The organism is Comamonas sp. MYb21 (assembly GCF_037479395.1).
Taxonomy (GTDB): domain Bacteria; phylum Pseudomonadota; class Gammaproteobacteria; order Burkholderiales; family Burkholderiaceae_C; genus Comamonas.
Genome location: NZ_JBBGZC010000020.1, coordinates 33,699 through 49,632 on the forward strand (window position 1 = coordinate 33,699; position 15,934 = coordinate 49,632).

The window sequence follows — 15,934 nt, forward strand, 5'->3', positions numbered from 1 at the left end:
ACCATCGCATACTGGCTACCAGCAACGGAATTCACCGACGCAACCCAGCCATGGAGATAGCTATGCAAACCCGACTCGACTTCTACACCGCCGACCCCGCCATCATGAAGGCCCTGATGGGCGTGGAAAACCAGATTGCCAAGGGCAGCCTGGATATTCTGCTCAAGGAACTGGTGCGCCTGCGCGCCTCGCAGATCAATGGCTGCGCCTTTTGCCTGGACATGCATGTGACCGATGCGGTGAAGGCCGGCGAATCCAGCCGCCGCCTGGCCACCGTGGCCGCCTGGCGCGAGACGCCGTTCTTCAGCGACCGTGAGCGCGCCGCGCTGGAATGGACCGAGGCGCTGACGCTTGTCTCGCACGACCATGTGCCCGATGCCGTCTGGGACGCCGTGCGCCCCCACTTCACGGATGCCGAGCTGATGGAGCTTACCGCCGTGATCACCTCGATCAACAGCTGGAACCGCTTTGCGATTGCCTTTCGCAAGATGCCGGTTTAAGAAGCTAGCTCCCCGCGTGGCGCAAGACGGCCTATGAAAGTCCTGGTTCTGGGCGGCTGCCAGCTGCTGGGCACGAAGGTGGTCAGCAATTTGCGGCAGCTGGGCTACCCGGTGGTCGCCGATGTGGACCCCAGGCTGCCAGCTGCGCTGCATGGCTCCCAGGTGCTGATTGATGTGCGCGATCCACCTGTGATGGAGACGGCCGATGCGCTGGATGGCTGGGCGAGCGCATGCCGCCAGCTGAATGCTGCCATTGCCGCTGCAGCAGTGGCGCACCATATTGCGCTGTCGGCCTTGGGGGTGCAGCGCTTGCAGCACAGCGGCTACTACCAGGCGCTGGCGCTGCGAGAGCAGCTGATCCAGGCCGGCAGCACGCCCTACACCGTGCTGCGTGCCGCACCCCTGTACGAAAGGCTGGCGCAGCTGGCACAGGGCGGCGCAGCCGACACGGCGCTGACCATGCCCCTAGCGCGTATGCAGGCGATGGCCGCAGAGGACCTGGCGATGCTGGTGGCCGATGCTGCGCTGGCGCAGCCGTTGGATGGCTGCATGGAGGTGGCCGGGCCCCAGAAGATGGCGATGGCCGACTGGATGCAGCAGTACCTGCGCTTGCGCGGCGATGCACGCACGGTGCAGGGCGATGCCGATGTGCCTTACCGGGGTGCGCTGCTGGACGATGACTGCCTGGTCCCCACAGGGCCTGCCCGCCTGGGACGGACCACGCTGGCGGCCTGGGTCTGCAAATGCAGGGCGGCTTGATGCCCCAGGCATTGGCTGGACACCGGGGTGTGATTATTTTCAAACGATTGGACGACTGATGACCCGTACCTTGCTCTTGAACTGTGGCCCCCATGGCCAGGCCAGCCATGGCTACCAACTGGCGGCCGATATGCTGGCCGAGCTGGGCCTTGCGCAGCAGCCGCTGCTGGAACGTGATCTGGTGGCCACACCGATACCGCCGATCAGCCGCGACTATGCGCTGGCAATCACCGCCAATGCAAGCGCAGATGCACCCGCGCTGGCCTGGTCGGAAACGCTGATCAAGGAGCTGGAAGACAGCGATCTGCTGATGATTCTGACCCCCATGCACAACTTTGCGGTGCCGGCCACGCTCAAGCTCTGGCTGGACCATGTGATCCGTATCCACCGCAGCTTTGCATCCACGCCCGAAGGCAAGATTGGTTTGATGAAGGACCGTCCTAGCTTGGTATTGGTGAGTTCCGGCGGCTTCCATACGGGGCCCCGTGCCAAGCAGGAAGACTTTTTGACGCCTTATCTGCGCTATGCGCTGGCCTCCATTGGCATCCGCAATGTGCATTTTGTGTTGCTGCAAGGCCTGGTATTTGGGCCTGATGCGGTAGCTGCTGCAGTGGATGGCGCCAGAGATGCGCTGCGCGAGCAGCTGGCCCCATTCAAGCAGCAGGCGCTGGAGGCTTTGGCTACTGCGCGCTGACAGGACGGGTGGCTGGCGCAAGTGGGCCGCAGACAGCGATGGCTGGCAGCGCGGGCTGCCGAGCACGCGGGCCTTGCGCCACCACGGCCTGGTCTGGCCTGGGCGTCAGGAAGGGGGGCTGCTGGACTGGGCAGCCCTGAGCCGCTGTTGCAACTGCCTTGCACATTGCCCGGAATTTCTCAGCGCCGTTCTGGAATCCCTCCGGTCGGCCACACCTGGTCGGCCACACCTAGCCGGCCGCACCTGGTCGGCCACACCTAGCCGGTCGCACCTAGCCGGCCGCACCAACTGGCACATCGGGTCGTCTGTGGCATGGTGACGGGTCGGGAACACCGAGCCCCATGCCCAAACCCTTGGCCCGCCTGGCTCTGTTTGCAGCTTTCAACGCATGCTGGCGGCCAGACTTGATGCCCGCCTGGGCACCGGCTTAGACCGCGTGCAGATGTTCCAGCCGTTCCAGGCGTTCGAGCTCGGCACAGATATCGGCCATGCTGCCCGACATGGCCCAGCGCATACCCTTTTGGCGGTGCAGGCTGGCCGGTTGGGCCCAGTACATCTTGATGGGGGCATCGTTGGCGGCCTGGGCGCTGCAGCGCTGCACTGACAGGAAGGGGCGGGTGTGGGACTGTGCGCCTACCGAGAGGCGGCGGCGCGCAGCGGGTTTGCGCGGCAGGCGGATGCGGTCGATGGGGCGCTGTGCGGGGGCCTCATCGGCAGGGCTGTCTGCGTGGGGCGTTTCTACGCCGGACGTGTCCACGCGGGACGTATCCACGCCGGACATGTTCAGGCCCTGGCCCTCGAGCAAGCTCAGCTGCTGGGCGGCGCCACGCTGTACAGCGGCAGAGGACGCGGTGGCAAAGCAGTGCACCTGGGCGGCGAGCTGGCCGTCATTGGCGGCGCCATGGCCGGGTCGGCGGCGGTTGCTGCGCACAATGGCACGCTGGATGGACTGGAACCAGGGCAGGCCAGCGACGAGGGAAAAGGGCGCAAGCGCGCGCAATGCATCTGCTACAAGCATAGGAAACTCCTTGGTATACGGGTAACAGCAGGATTGCGCAGGGCGAGCGCATCCCCCAGGGTTGTGGGCCAAGAGCCCACAACGCCCGCTACCTGGGGTTGCGCAGAAAAGGGAGGGCCGAAGTGGCCGGAAGGGCCGCTAGGCCTAGTTCAGCATCGTGTTGCGGATCAGGCCCACGGCAATGCCTTCGATCTCAAAGGGCTCGCCGGGCTGCACGATGATGGGCAGGTAATCCGGGTTTTCGGCCAGCAACTCAATGCCGTCCTTGGTGCGCTGCAGGCGCTTGACGGTGACGTCATCGCCCAGGCGCGCCACAATGATCTGGCCGTTGCGGGCCTCGCGCGTGGCTTTGACGGCCAGCAGATCGCCGTCGATGATGCCAACATCGCGCATCGACATACCGCGCACCTTGAGCAGGTAATCGGGCTGCTGCTGGAACAGGCCGCCCTCCACGGTATAGGTTTGGTCGACATGCTCTTGCGCCAGGATGGGCGAGCCGGCCGAGACGCGGCCGATCAGCGGCAGCGCCAGCTGGGCGAGCTCTTGCACCACGCGGCCGAGGCCAGCGGCGGCATTGGACACGCCTGCCAGCGGTGAGGAGAAGCGCGTGCCCCGAGCGGCATTGATGGAGCGCACGGTATCGCTTTGCAGGCGAATCCCCCGGGAGGTGCCGCTGACCAGCTCGATCACGCCCTTGCGGGCCAGCGCCTTGAGGTGGTCTTCTGCCGAATTGGCCGATTTGAAGCCCAGCTTGCTGGCAATCTCGGCGCGCGTTGGCGGGGCGCCGGTGCGCGAAATGGCGGTCTGGATCAGGTCCAGAATTTCTTGTTGGCGCGCGGTCAGTTTGGGATGGTCTCGCATAAGATCTCCGTGTGATCTGCGGTGCCGGGCAGAAGCAAAGCCACTGTGCATCCCAACACCTGTATATCAATCCAGTACCTGTATTTTTAACCAGTTTTTTGCAGGAGGCAAGCCTTGCAGCCAAAAATTTTGATCATCGGCACCGGCGGCACCATTGCCGGCATGGCCGATGACGCCGAGAAACCCGGCCAATACCGCGCAGCCCAACTGTCCATTGCGGCCTTGCTGGCGGGTGTGAGCGGTATCGAGACAGCTGCGGCAGGCCCGCTGGATGCGGTGCAGATAGCGCAAATTGATAGCAAGGACATGAATGACGAGGTCTGGCATGCGCTGCTCAAGCGCTGCGATGCGGCCATGCGCGATGAGACCGTGCGCGCTGTTGTTATCACCCACGGAACCGATACGCTCGAAGAGACGGCCTGGTTCCTGCACTGCGTTTTAGGACGCCTGGCCAAGCCCGTGGTGCTGACCTGCGCCATGCGCCCGGCCAATGCGCTGATGCCCGATGGCCCGCAAAACCTCAAGGATGCCGTGGCCGCCGCAGCGGCGCTGGATGCGGATGGCCAACCGCTGCTGCGGGAGGTAGTGGCCGTGACGGGCGGCGGCGAGCTGCACAGCGCGCGCTGGCTGCAAAAGCTGCATCCGCACCGCTTGCTGGCCTTTTCATCGGGCGAGCAGGGCCCCTTGGGCTGGGTGGATGGCGTGACCGTGCGCCTGCGCCAGGGCTATGCGCCGCAGGCACCAGGCGCAGCGGACGGCTACAGCGGCAGCCAGTGGCTGGCCGCCTTGCCAGTACCGGCCAGCCAGCCCTGGCCTTGGGTGGAGATCGTCACCAGCCACGCGGGACTGCGCCCGGGGCTGGTGGAGGCGCTACAGGCACAGGGCATCGACGGCCTGGTGGTGGCGACCACCGGCAATGGCACCGTGCATCAGGTGCTGCTGGAGGCCATGGTGCGTGCACGCCAGCAAGGTTTGCCGGTATGGCGCAGCAGCCGCTGCAGCGATGGGGTGATCAGCGATGCGGTATTACCCGGGGTGGCCGATCTGCAAAAAGACTTGGCGGTGGCCTTGACGCCCTACAAATGCCGGGTGAGTTTGCAGCTGGCGCTGGTGCAGGCACAGACCCAAGCCAAGGGTTAGCGCAGGTACCGAAGGCCTGCTTGCTGATGACGGGGACAGGCATAAAAAAGCCACTGTCGCAAGACAGTGGCGGTGCGGATAAGTCCGAGCGACTTATCAGGCCTGCAGCGCGGCAATGGCGCGTTGCGTGATCTCTTCGACCGAGCCCATGCCGCTGATGGCGCGGTATTTGGGGGCTGCGGCCGGGTCTTGGGCGGCCCAGCTGCTGTAGTAGTCCACCAAGGGGCGGGTCTGGTTGCTGTAGACGTCCAGGCGCTTCTTGACGGTTTCTTCCTTGTCGTCTTCGCGCTGCACCAGGGCTTCGCCCGTCACATCGTCCAGGCCTTCGGTCTTTGGCGGGTTGAACTTGACGTGGTAGGTACGGCCGGAAGCGGGGTGGCTGCGGCGGCCGCTCATGCGCTCGATGATGGCTTCAAACGGCACATCGATCTCCAGCACATAGTCGAGCTTGACGCCAGCGGCCTTCATCGCGTCGGCCTGGGGGATGGTGCGGGGGAAGCCGTCAAACAGGAAGCCATTGGCGCAGTCGGCCTGGGCGATACGTTCCTTGACCAGATTGATGATCAGATCGTCACTGACCAGCTGGCCGGCGTCCATCACGGCCTTGGCCTGCAGGCCTAGCGGCGTGCCAGCCTTCACGGCGGCGCGCAGCATGTCGCCGGTGGAAATCTGCGGAATACCGTATTTTTGGCAGATGAAGGCAGCTTGCGTACCTTTGCCGGCGCCGGGTGCTCCCAAAAGAATTAATTTCATGACGGTCCTTGGAGAATAAAAAACTTGCACGGCAAAAGCGGGCACTAAAGCCCGCTTTTACACAAAAAAACTGGGCTTGAGCATATCACGCATCAGGGGATTGTCAGCGAACTGGCGCCAATACCGTGTCTCGGCTGCGCAAGACAGGCATGCTGCGCCTTTTAGCTTACCGTGTGCTTGCATCGGTGGCCGTTGCGGTGCAGGGCAGGCACGCGGGTTACATCACCGCGCCCAGCAGCTGGCGCACGCGCACCAGGTCTTCGGGCGTATCAACGCCCGAGCCGGGGATCTGCCGCGTCACATGCACGGCGATGCGGTGGCCATGCCAGATCGCGCGCAGCTGCTCGAGCATCTCGATCTGCTCGGTTGGGGCCTGGCTGAGCGTGGGGAAGGTATGCAAAAACTGGGCGCGGTAGCTGTAGATGCCCATATGGTGCAGCGGCGCAAAACCGGGCGTGCCGGTGGTGCCGGGGTTCTTCCACCAGGCGACATTGACAAAATCACGACCCCAGGGGATGGGCGCGCGGCTGAAATAGCTGGCCAGGCCCTGGGCATCGAGCACCACCTTGACGACATTGGGGCTGAGCAGCGACTCCAGATCAGCGATTGGGTGCGCGACGGTGCCCATGCTGGCCTCGGGCCGCTCGCTGAGCAGCGCTGCGACCGCATCGATCAGCGCCGGCGCGATCAAGGGCTCGTCGCCTTGCACATTGACCACGATGTCATCACCACCCAATTGCAGCAGGCTGCAGGCCTCGGCCAGGCGGTCGCTGCCACTGGGGTGCTTGGGTGAGGTCATCACCGCTTGCACGCCATGCTTTTTGCAGGCGTCGATGATGCGCTCGTCATCTGCAGCCACCACCACGCGCTGGGCAGCGCTCTCTTGCGCGCGCCTGGCCACGCGCACCACCATGGGCAGACCGGCGATATCAACCAAGGGCTTGTTGGGCAGGCGCGAGGAGGCCATGCGCGAAGGAATCAAGACAGTAAACGGCGGGGGAGCGGATGCCATGGTGCTAAAGGAGAGGAGAGTGAAGCTGACGTAAATTGTAGCGAGGAGGGCAGCCGGCGAGGTGGCCGACAAGGTGCGACCAGCTAGTCGCAGCCGACCAGGCCCGACAGCGGCAAGCCACCTACCCAGGCAGCCGCCGCTGCTGCGGCGCCCGAGCTCAGGGCGCAGGCTTGACAGGCGTATTGGTCTCGTTGCTGCCAAACAGAATGGCTTCGATGGGGCGCAGCTTCTTGGCGTCGATCATCTCGCGCAGCTTGGGCAGGATGGCGACCAGGCCGTCATAGCCCTGGGCTTTTTCCAGTTGCAGCTGCAGCCGAAAGCCCTTGAGCCCCAGGCCGCTGACCAGCTGGCTGGCAGCGGCATAGGCCTTGATATAGCGCTCGCTGGGATTGCTGATGGCGGCAGCCGCTTGGGTGGCTGTGGCCTGCGCAGCAGCTGGGGCGGCTGCGGCAGCGGGCGGCGGCGTGGGCGCAGGGGCGGCCAGGCTGTCAATGATGTCGCTGGCACTGGAGGGCCATTGGCCCGCGTCGCTGGGGCGCAGCAACTCCAGCAGGCCTTGCTGCAGCAGCTGCTTGATGTCTTCGAGCACCTGCAGCTGTCCGCCCGCCGACGGCGACAGTGCCATCACCTGCTCAATGCTTTTTTGCCCATCAAACATGATGAAGGCCGGTCGCATGCGGTGCGGCAACGAGGGATCCCGGGCGCGCAGCGCCTCCATGCCTTTGTCGGTTTTCTTGAGAATCAGGGTATGCATGGCAATGTGCTGAAAGTAATGGATGCAATCCACAAGGCTTGCCCGCAGGGGCGGCGTGCCTAAATTTTCAGCAAATTGTGTCTTTTTTTTACAAAACCGCTATTGGGGTTTGCCTGTGCGGACGGCCATGCCGGCCCTGGTGGGGCCGCAACTTCATCAAAGCTTAATCTGCCGCAGCTAAGGCGTCGATTTCTTCGTCGCTGAGCGGGCGCGCTTCGCCTTCGAGCATGATGGGCATGCCATCGCGCACCGGGTAGGCCAGGCGCGCGCTGCGCGAGACCAGCTCCTGGCGCTCGCGGTCATAGCGCAGGGGGCCTTTGGTGACGGGGCAAACCAGCAGTTCGAGCAGTTTCGGGTCCATAGCAGCAATCAGTCTTTCTTAACAGGGGGCGATGCGGGCTGGCGCTGGCGCAGCAGTGCATCGGCATGCTGGCCAAAGGCCGGGTCGATGGCAACCTCCAGCGGCACAGCCAGCGCATGCGGGGCAATGCGCCAGAGCTTGTGCGCATCCTTTTCGGTGCACAGCAGCACGGGGGCATCGGGTGCTCCTATTGTAGGTGCGCTGGTCGCGGCGATTCCGAGGCTTGCCAGCCAGGCCGGGTCGTCCAGCGGCGCATGGTCGGGCAGTGCATCGCTGCGGGCGAGCTGCAGGCCCTGGGCTTGCAGCATCGCAAAAAACTCCTGCGGATAGGCAATGGCGGCCAGCGCATGCACCGGCCGGCCGCGCAGATCGGCAAGCGCATGGCGGCGGCCATCCTGGCCAACGGCATAGCAGGCCAGGCTGCGCTGCAGCGGCCAGGCCGCTGCACCTGTGGCGGCCAGGTGCTGGGGCGCTGGGCCGGCGTAGAGCGCAATATCCAGCCGCCGGGGCCAAGGTTCGCGCAGTGGCCCAGCCGGCAACTGCCAGCCATTGCCAATGCCTTGTGCGTTGAAGACGGCAATCTCTACATCGCGGGCCAGTGCCAGGTGCTGCAGGCCATCGTCGCAGACCAGTACATCGACATCGGGGTGCGCCTTCAGGGCCGCCTGGGCGGCCGTGGCCCGCAGCGCAGCCACATACACCGGCACGCCACCGCGCTGGGCGATCAGCAAGGGCTCATCGCCCACCAGGCGCGGGTTGCTGCCAGGGGTGACGGCGATAGCATTGGGATTTTTGCTGTTGTTGCGCCCATAGCCGCGCGAGATAACCGCTGGCCGCCAGCCCTGGGCCTGCAAGGCCTGTACCAGGTGCAGCGTGACAGGCGTCTTGCCCGCGCCCCCGGCGATCACATTGCCCACCACCACCACGGGCACCGGCGCGCGGTAGGCCTTGCACAGACCGGCGCGGTAAAGGGCGCGGCGCAGCGCGCCCAGCGCCGCATAGCACCAGGACAGCGGCAGCAGCGCGATGGTCAGCGGGCCTTTGCGCTGCCAAGCATCGGTGATGCGCGCCGAGCGGGGGCGCGTGGCAGCAGCTGAGGGCGAAGGATTGGGAGGGGGCGGGACGGTCATGCAGGCTGCATGCTAGCACTGCCCAGGCGCGGGGCCTGGGGTTTAGCGTGCGGCCGTCTGGGTGGCAAAGGTGATCTGCTGCAGGCCCACGCGGCGGGCGGCCTCCATCACCGAGACCACGGACTGGTGCGGCGCCAGCGCATCGGCGCTGATGATGATCACGCTGTCCTTGCCGGCAGTGGCGGCATTGCGCAGCGCTTCGGCCATGTCGGCCACGGTCTTGCCTTCCAGCGCGACCTTGCCCACGGCGTAACGGCCATCGGCAGCGACGGAGACAATGATTTCCTTGGGCCGGTCGCGCAGCTGCTCGGCATTGGCGGTCGGCAAGGTCAGCTGCAGCTCGGTGAATTTGCTGTAGGTGGTCGAGAGCATCAGGAAGATGAGCACGACCAGCAGCACATCAATGAACGGGATCAGGTTGATCTCGGGCTCGGTCGTGGTGCGGGGGCGAAAGTTCATGCTGGCTCCTGCCCGGCGATCAGCTGCGGCGCAGCTTGTTCAGGTGGCGCAGAAACTGCTCGGCCGACAGCTCCAGGGTGAGCAGATAGCCATCGACCCGGCTGCGGAAGTAGCGCCAGAAAATGAGGGCAGGGATGGCCACCATCAGACCGAAAGCGGTGTTGTACAGCGCGATCGAGATGCCATGGGCCAGCATGCTGGGGTTGTTGCCGCCACCGCTTTGCGAGCCAAAGATCTCGATCATGCCGATCACCGTGCCCAAGAGGCCCAGCAACGGCGCGGCCGATGCGATGGTGGCGAGGGCGGTGAGGGACTTTTCGAGCTTTTGCGCTTCGCGGCGGCCGGTGCTCTCCAGCGTGGCGCGCAGGTCGGCCTCCGAGATGCGGGGCTCCAAGGTGATGGTGCGCAGGCCGCTGGCCAGCACCTCGCCCAGCGACGAGTTCTGGCCGAGCTGGTTCACCACTTCGGCGCTGGGCACCCCATTGGCAGAGACGGACATGGCTTCCTGCAGCAGGTTGGCCGGGGCGACTTTGTCAGCTTTCAAGGCCACAAAGCGCTCAACGATCAATGCCAGGGCCAGGATGGAGCAGGCAATCAAGGGCCAGATGGGCCAGCCTGCTGCTTGAATGATGGAAAACAAGATTCTCTCTCCGCTCTTTCTTTTTTCAGCGGCCATTATGGCCCAAGGCCACTGCCGGTCCGCCTAAAATCGGCGCTGGCGCTGCGTCCAACCCACAGTCCCGGGATGCCGGAAAGGCCCAGTCATCCACAAAAAATGTGGATAACTTTGTGGGTAATGTGTCATCAGCCGGAAAAATTGCCCAATTTACGGGGTTTTTCTTAGATTGCTTAAAAAATAAGCTGATAAAAATATCGAAAAATCAAAAGCTTGTACGTAGGTTCAATATTTTGTGCTACAGAGTATGACGTATGCATGACGCTGTCACAGAGCCGCTCTCTTGTGGACTACTGCGCATTGGAGGTGTGGGAAAAGGCGATTTTTGAGCCTTCCATGGCCTCTATGTCGTTGCTGTGACGGGAAAAAATGCCGCTGCCAGTGGTTGCTTTGGCAGCTAATTGGCAGCCCCTTCCGATAACGGAGCCTCTGCATCTGGCAAACGATGGCCAGCCCGCTGGATCCCTGGCGCAAGCTCCAGCCGCTACCATGTCTGCTGCATGCCGCGCTGCGGCGCAACCAACACCCACCTCTCCTGATTTCTGCCGCGCCGAGCCTGGCGCCAAGCCGGCCATTTTTATGGACACCACACACTACCCGCCCACTGCCGCTGCCAATGCCGCCCCCAGCCCCCGTATCTGGGAGGTGGGCGCGCTGTGCCGGGCGGTGGCCGATGCGCTGGCGGCGCGCTTCAACCCGGTGGAGGTGCGCGGGGAGCTCAGCGGTTTCTCGCGCGCGGCCAGCGGCCACTGCTACTTCAACCTCAAGGATGCCAACGGCCAGGTGCGCTGCGCGATGTTTCGCCGCTCTGCGCAGGCGCTGGACTTCAACCCGCGCGACGGCGAGCTGGTCGAGGTGGTCGGCAAGCTGGGGGTCTATGAACAGCGCGGCGATCTGCAGCTGATTGTCGAAGGCATGCGCCGGGCCGGGCAGGGGGCCTTGTTTGAGCAGTTCCTGCGGCTCAAGGCGCAGCTCGAATCCGAAGGCCTGTTTGACAGCGAGCGCAAGCGGCAGCTGCCGCTGATGCCGCGCGGCATCGGCATCGTCACCTCGCTGGGCGCGGCGGCGCTGCACGATGTGGTGACGGCCTTGCGCCGCCGCGTGCCGCAACTGCCGGTGGTGCTGGTGCCCGCGCTGGTGCAGGGCGCGCAGGCCGCGCCATCGATGGTGGCTGCGCTGCAAAAGCTCTACCGCCTGGCCGAGGCCCAGATCGCCTATGACGCCCGCCTGAGCATTGACGCGCCGGCGGTGCCCATCGACACCATCTTGCTGGTGCGCGGCGGTGGCTCGCTGGAGGACCTCTGGGCCTTCAACGATGAGCAACTGGCCCGCACCGTGGTGCAAAGCCCGGTGCCGCTGGTGAGCGGCGTGGGGCATGAGACCGACTTCACGATCGCCGATTTCTGCGCCGATCTGCGCGCGCCCACGCCCACGGCCGCTGCCGAGCTGGTCTGCCAGCCGCGCGATGTCTGGCTGGCTGCGCTGCAGCTCGCCGAGCAGCGCCTGGCCGATGGTGTTGAGCGCCATCTGGACCGCCAGCAGCAGCGCCTGGACATGGCAGCCCGCCAGATCGGCAGGCCTTCGTCCTTGGTGCATGGCCAGCAGCAGATGCTGGACCGCCTGGGCCGCCGCCTGCAAAGTGCTGCGCAAAGCCAGTTGCATGGGCAGGACAAGCGGGTGCAGCACCTGGCCAGCGTGTTCCCGGCGGTGGCCGGGCGCCATCTGGAGCGCAGCGAGCAGCGCCTGGCGCAATTGCATGCGCGGCTGGAGCTGCTCAACCCGCGCCAGGTGCTGTCACGGGGCTATGCCTTGCTGACCGACATGCAAGGCCAGGTGGTGAGCTCGGTAACGCAGGCGACACCGGGCAAGGCCCTGCATGCCGAGCTGGCCGATGGCAGCGTCGATATGGTGGCGACCCAGCGCCTGCTGGTCTAAGTTGGTTCGGTATGCAGGCGATCGATTGGCGGTGGATTCTGACGCCGTGCCGTCTGGCTCGCATGCTATCGTCGTCATAGTAAATGGGCTGAACCCGTATTCATAAACGGGTCGATTTTCCTTTTTACAATCGACCACTGAGGCTGCAGGCTGGCCGGTGTTTGTCAACACCGCCTGGCCCGGCTTTGAAACCATACCAACCACGAGGAAACCACGATGGAACGCACTCTGCCACCACTGCCCTATGCGATTGATGCCCTGGCCCCTGCTTACAGCCAGGAAACGCTGGAATACCACCACGGCAAGCACCACAAGGCCTACGTGGACAAGCTCAACGAGCTGCAAAAGGGCACCGAGTTCGAGAACCTGGAACTGGAAGCCGTGATCAAGAAGGCGACCGGTGGTATCTACAACCAGGCCGCTCAAATCTGGAACCACACCTTCTTCTGGAACTGCATGACCCCCGGCGGCGGCGCTGAGCCAAGCGGCGCGCTGGCCGATGCCATCAACAAGAAGTGGGGCAGCTACGCCGAGTTCAAGAAGGCCTTCCAGGCTTCGGCCGTGGGCAACTTTGGCTCGGGCTGGACCTGGCTGGTCAAGAAGCCCGATGGCTCGGTGGACATCGTCAACACCGGCGCCGCTGGCACCCCGCTGACCACCGACGACAAAGCGCTGCTGACCGTTGACGTCTGGGAACATGCCTACTACATCGACTACCGCAATGCCCGCCCCAAGTTTGTTGAAACCTTCTTCGACAAGCTGGTGAACTGGAAGTTTGCGGAAAGCAATTTCGCCTGATAGCGGCTGCCCGGCTGGATGGCCGGGCACACCCGATCAGAGAAAAGGCCGGATGGTGCACTGCACCGCATCCGGCCTTTTGCTTTTTGGGGGCAGGGCGGTGCAGCAACGCCAGTGCCCAGTCTGTCAGCTACAGGCAACACTTGCCTCTGACAAAGCCCCTGATTTGCGCCAGTTTGCCGGGGCGCTCAGATGCATGATTGATAATCAGTCTCATTTGCTTCTTGGCTGGTTGTCTGTATGTTTTTTGCTTCCCGTTTTGCGCTCCACCCGGTGGCTGGCGCAGTCGCTCTGCTGGTGTCTTTTGCCGCTGCCCCCGCTTTGGCCCAAACCCAGGAGGGCGCTGCTGACACCGCTCCCACCACCGCCGCAGTGGCGCCAGCTGCCGGCGAAGACAGCGTCTTGCCGACGGTGACCGTCAACGCCAGTGCCGATGCATCGGCGCAGGGCCTGTCCAAGGCCTATGCCGGCGGCCAGGTGGCGCGCGGCGGCCGCGTGGGCATTTTGGGCACCGAAGACATCATGAACACGCCGTTCTCGACGACGGCCTACACCCAGGATCTGATCCGCGACCAGCAGGCGCGCAGCGTGGGCGATGTGCTGCAAAACGATGCCTCGGTGCGGGTCTCGCGCGGTTTTGGCAACTTCCAGGAATCGTATTTTGTGCGCGGCTTTGTGCTGGGCTCGGACAGCATTGCCTACAACGGCCTCTACGGCCTGCTGCCGCGACAGTATGTGTCGGCAGAGCTGTTTGAGCGCGTAGAGCTGCTGCGCGGCGCCAGCGGCTTTTTGAATGGGGCATCCCCCGCCGGTGACAGCATTGGCGGCGCCCTGAACCTGCTGCCCAAGCGCGCCTCGAACGAGCCGCTGACGCGGGTCAGCGTGGGTGGCTCCAGCGGCGCGCAAGGCTATGCCGCGGCCGACATCAGCCGCCGCTTTGGCCCCGACCAGGCCACCGGCCTGCGCCTCAACGTGGCCAAGCGCAAGGGCGATACCACGATCGACGACGAAGGCGTCGATCTGAGTGTGGTGTCCTTGGGGATGGACTGGCGCTCCAGCAATCTGCGCCTGTCGGCCGATGTGGGCTACCAAAGCCACAAGCTGACCACGCCACGCCCCAATGTGACCTTGGGCGCCGCGGTGACCCAGGTGCCAAGCGCCCCGGACAACAGTAAAAACTTTGCCCAGCCCTGGACCTATTCGAACGAGCGCGACAGCTTTGGCTCGGTGCGCGCCGAGTACGACATCAACAGCCGGCTCACCGCCTGGGTGGCCGGCGGTGCACGCTTTGGCCGCGAACGCAATTCGCTCGCCAGCCTGACCCTGAACAATGGCAGCACCGGCAGCGGCACCCAAGGGCGCTTTGACAATACCCGCGCCGATGACATCTTCACCGGCGAAGTCGGCCTGCGCGGCAAGCTGACCACCGGCAGCATTGGCCACAGCATCGTGCTGGCAGCCTCGGCTTTCTCGGACAAGCGCAAGAACGCTTTCTACTCGCAGCCCGCAGCCAGCGCGCTGGCCACCAATCTGTACAACCCGGTCTATGGCGCGGCACCGCCCTTGGGCACCAGCTCGAACGATCTGGACGACCCGGCCGTGCAGGCCCGCATCAAGCTGTCGAGCCTGGCCTTGTCGGACACCCTGTCGATGTTCGATGAGCGCCTGCTGCTCACGCTGGGTGTGCGCCACCAGACCATCGAGACGCAGACCTTTGCCTACAACACCGGCATTGCAGCGCCCAAGGTGGACAAGAGCCGCACCAGCCCGATGGCGGCCGTGGTCTTCAAGCCGGCCGAGCGGGTATCGCTCTACGCCAACTACATCGAAGGCCTGACCCCGGGCGAGATTGCACCGGCGCTGTCTTCGGGCCTGCCGGTGGCCAATGCCGGCGCGGCGCTGGCGCCCTATGTCTCCAAGCAAAAGGAAGTGGGCCTGAAGTGGGACGGTGGCGATATCGGCGCGGGCCTGGCCTGGTTCACCACCGACAAGCCGCGTGTGTTCCGCAATTCCATCTCGGGCGTCTACGGCCCTGAAGGCATGGACCGCCACCGTGGCCTGGAGCTGAATGTGTTTGGCCAGGTCACACGCGGCCTGCGTGTGCTGGGCGGTGTCACCTGGCTGGATGCTAAGCAACTAGCCGATGGCAACAACCCCAATGCCGGCAAGCGCGTGATTGGCGTGCCCCGCCAGCAAGGCAATCTGGGCCTGGAATGGGATGTGCCGGGCGTACGTGGACTGAGCCTGGATGGCCGCGCGGTGGCCACTGGCAGCAGCTATGCCAATGCGACCAATACCTTGCAAGTGGCAGGCTGGACCCGCTTTGACCTGGGCGCGCGCTACCTGACCGAAATCGACGGCCGCCTGGTCACCTTGCGCGCCCGCGTGGAGAACGCAGCCAACCGCAACTACTGGGCCTCGGTGGGTTCGACCGGCTACCTGGTGCTGTCCAACCCGCGCACCTTCACGGTCAGCGCCAGTGTGGACTTCTAAGCGCTGAGAGCCGGAATGCGGTGTGCCCCATGACTGCGACCAGCCCCGTGCCCCTGCAGCCTGCGCCCGTGCTGCCCGATATTGCCGCGCTCTATGTGGAGCACCATGGCTGGCTGCAAGGGTGGCTGCGCCGCCGGCTCGGTGATGCGCACCAGGCTGCAGACCTGGCGCAAGACACCTTTGTGCGGCTGCTGAGCCCCGCTGCCAGCCATGGCGATGCCAGCGCGGCTACGCCGCCGGCCGCTGCGCTGCGCGCCCCGCGTGCCTACCTGGCCACGGTGGCCAAGCATGTGCTGGTCAACCACCTGCGCAGGCAGTCGCTGGAGCAGGCCTATCTGCAGGCGCTGGCGGTGTTGCCCGAGCCCGAGGCCATCTCGCCCGAGCGGCAACTGGCCATTCTGCAAGCTTTGCAGGAGGTCGATGCGATGCTCGATGCACTGCCGGCCAAGGTAAGGGCGGTGTTCATCCTCTCGCAGATCGACGGCCTGACCTATGCCGAGATTGCCCAGGTGCTGGGCGTGGGCCTGCGCTCGGTCAAGCGCTATATGGCCCAGGCCATGGCCGAGTGCATTTTGCTGGCGGACTGAGGTT

General features: G+C 64.6%; 17 protein-coding genes. 8 read left to right on the forward strand and 9 right to left on the reverse strand.

The genetic code is table 11. From position 1 onward, the window contains the following. Positions 1 to 62: 62 nt before the first annotated feature. The 3 genes from WH367_RS23245 to WH367_RS23255 are packed head-to-tail and all read left to right on the forward strand — an operon-like array spanning position 63 to position 1,953. Positions 63 to 500 (forward strand): carboxymuconolactone decarboxylase family protein, encoded by a 438-nt coding sequence (locus WH367_RS23245; protein WP_027010670.1) that lies wholly within the window; start codon positions 63 to 65, stop codon positions 498 to 500. Positions 501 to 533: 33 nt separating this feature from the next. Further along, positions 534 to 1,259, forward strand: coding sequence for an SDR family oxidoreductase (locus tag WH367_RS23250; RefSeq protein ID WP_339537878.1), 726 nt, complete (start codon positions 534 to 536; stop codon positions 1,257 to 1,259). Positions 1,260 to 1,317: 58 nt separating this feature from the next. After that, positions 1,318 to 1,953 (forward strand): FMN-dependent NADH-azoreductase, encoded by a 636-nt coding sequence (locus WH367_RS23255; RefSeq protein WP_339537879.1) that lies wholly within the window; start codon positions 1,318 to 1,320, stop codon positions 1,951 to 1,953. 427 nt (positions 1,954 to 2,380) lie between these two features. On the opposite strand, the gene WH367_RS23260 is transcribed toward WH367_RS23255, so the two are convergent. Together WH367_RS23260 and lexA are read right to left on the reverse strand one after the other, a co-directional pair. Continuing rightward, positions 2,381 to 2,971 carry a hypothetical protein gene (locus tag WH367_RS23260; protein WP_339537880.1) on the reverse strand — a complete coding sequence of 197 codons (591 nt, stop codon included), beginning with the start codon at positions 2,969 to 2,971 and terminating at the stop codon, positions 2,381 to 2,383. A gap of 144 nt (positions 2,972 to 3,115) precedes the next feature. Next, entirely contained in the window at positions 3,116 to 3,832 is a 717-nt protein-coding gene (lexA, locus tag WH367_RS23265) for a transcriptional repressor LexA (protein WP_339519581.1), read from the reverse strand. A 114-nt stretch (positions 3,833 to 3,946) separates the two neighbouring features. Here lexA and WH367_RS23270 point away from each other — a divergent pair, with 114 nt between their 5' ends. Continuing rightward, positions 3,947 to 4,972, forward strand: coding sequence for an asparaginase (locus tag WH367_RS23270; RefSeq protein ID WP_339537881.1), 1,026 nt, complete (start codon positions 3,947 to 3,949; stop codon positions 4,970 to 4,972). Positions 4,973 to 5,068: 96 nt separating this feature from the next. Here WH367_RS23270 and adk read toward each other — a convergent pair whose 3' ends face one another. From adk to WH367_RS23305, 7 genes are all read right to left on the reverse strand, one after another. Then, positions 5,069 to 5,725: an adenylate kinase gene (adk, locus tag WH367_RS23275; protein ID WP_021024925.1), complete on the reverse strand. Its 657-nt coding sequence runs from the start codon at positions 5,723 to 5,725 to the stop codon at positions 5,069 to 5,071. 217 nt (positions 5,726 to 5,942) lie between these two features. Next, positions 5,943 to 6,737, reverse strand: coding sequence for a 3-deoxy-manno-octulosonate cytidylyltransferase (gene kdsB, locus WH367_RS23280; RefSeq protein WP_339537882.1), 795 nt, complete (start codon positions 6,735 to 6,737; stop codon positions 5,943 to 5,945). Between the two features lie 157 nt (positions 6,738 to 6,894). After that, entirely contained in the window at positions 6,895 to 7,491 is a 597-nt protein-coding gene (locus tag WH367_RS23285) for a hypothetical protein (protein WP_339537883.1), read from the reverse strand. Positions 7,492 to 7,654: 163 nt separating this feature from the next. Next, complete coding sequence (locus tag WH367_RS23290; protein WP_027010813.1) at positions 7,655 to 7,852, reverse strand: Trm112 family protein; 198 nt, start codon at positions 7,850 to 7,852, stop codon at positions 7,655 to 7,657. A gap of 8 nt (positions 7,853 to 7,860) precedes the next feature. Beyond that, the gene (gene lpxK / locus WH367_RS23295; RefSeq protein WP_339537884.1) at positions 7,861 to 8,982 is read right to left on the reverse strand and encodes a tetraacyldisaccharide 4'-kinase; all 1,122 of its coding nucleotides are present in this window, start codon (positions 8,980 to 8,982) and stop codon (positions 7,861 to 7,863) included. A gap of 42 nt (positions 8,983 to 9,024) precedes the next feature. Then, positions 9,025 to 9,441: an ExbD/TolR family protein gene (locus tag WH367_RS23300; protein WP_021026537.1), complete on the reverse strand. Its 417-nt coding sequence runs from the start codon at positions 9,439 to 9,441 to the stop codon at positions 9,025 to 9,027. A 19-nt stretch (positions 9,442 to 9,460) separates the two neighbouring features. After that, positions 9,461 to 10,081, reverse strand: a complete 621-nt coding sequence (locus WH367_RS23305; RefSeq protein WP_339537885.1) for a MotA/TolQ/ExbB proton channel family protein — start codon at positions 10,079 to 10,081, stop codon at positions 9,461 to 9,463. 615 nt (positions 10,082 to 10,696) lie between these two features. Between WH367_RS23305 and xseA the strand changes: the two genes are divergently transcribed. From xseA to WH367_RS23325, 4 genes are all read left to right on the forward strand, one after another. Continuing rightward, complete coding sequence (gene xseA, locus WH367_RS23310) at positions 10,697 to 12,052, forward strand: exodeoxyribonuclease VII large subunit (protein WP_339537886.1); 1,356 nt, start codon at positions 10,697 to 10,699, stop codon at positions 12,050 to 12,052. Between the two features lie 216 nt (positions 12,053 to 12,268). Continuing rightward, positions 12,269 to 12,850, forward strand: a complete 582-nt coding sequence (locus WH367_RS23315; RefSeq protein WP_021026539.1) for a superoxide dismutase — start codon at positions 12,269 to 12,271, stop codon at positions 12,848 to 12,850. 240 nt (positions 12,851 to 13,090) lie between these two features. Beyond that, entirely contained in the window at positions 13,091 to 15,343 is a 2,253-nt protein-coding gene (locus WH367_RS23320; protein ID WP_339537887.1) for a TonB-dependent receptor, read from the forward strand. 29 nt (positions 15,344 to 15,372) lie between these two features. After that, positions 15,373 to 15,930, forward strand: coding sequence for a sigma-70 family RNA polymerase sigma factor (locus WH367_RS23325; RefSeq protein ID WP_339519596.1), 558 nt, complete (start codon positions 15,373 to 15,375; stop codon positions 15,928 to 15,930). Positions 15,931 to 15,934: the final 4 nt, after the last annotated feature.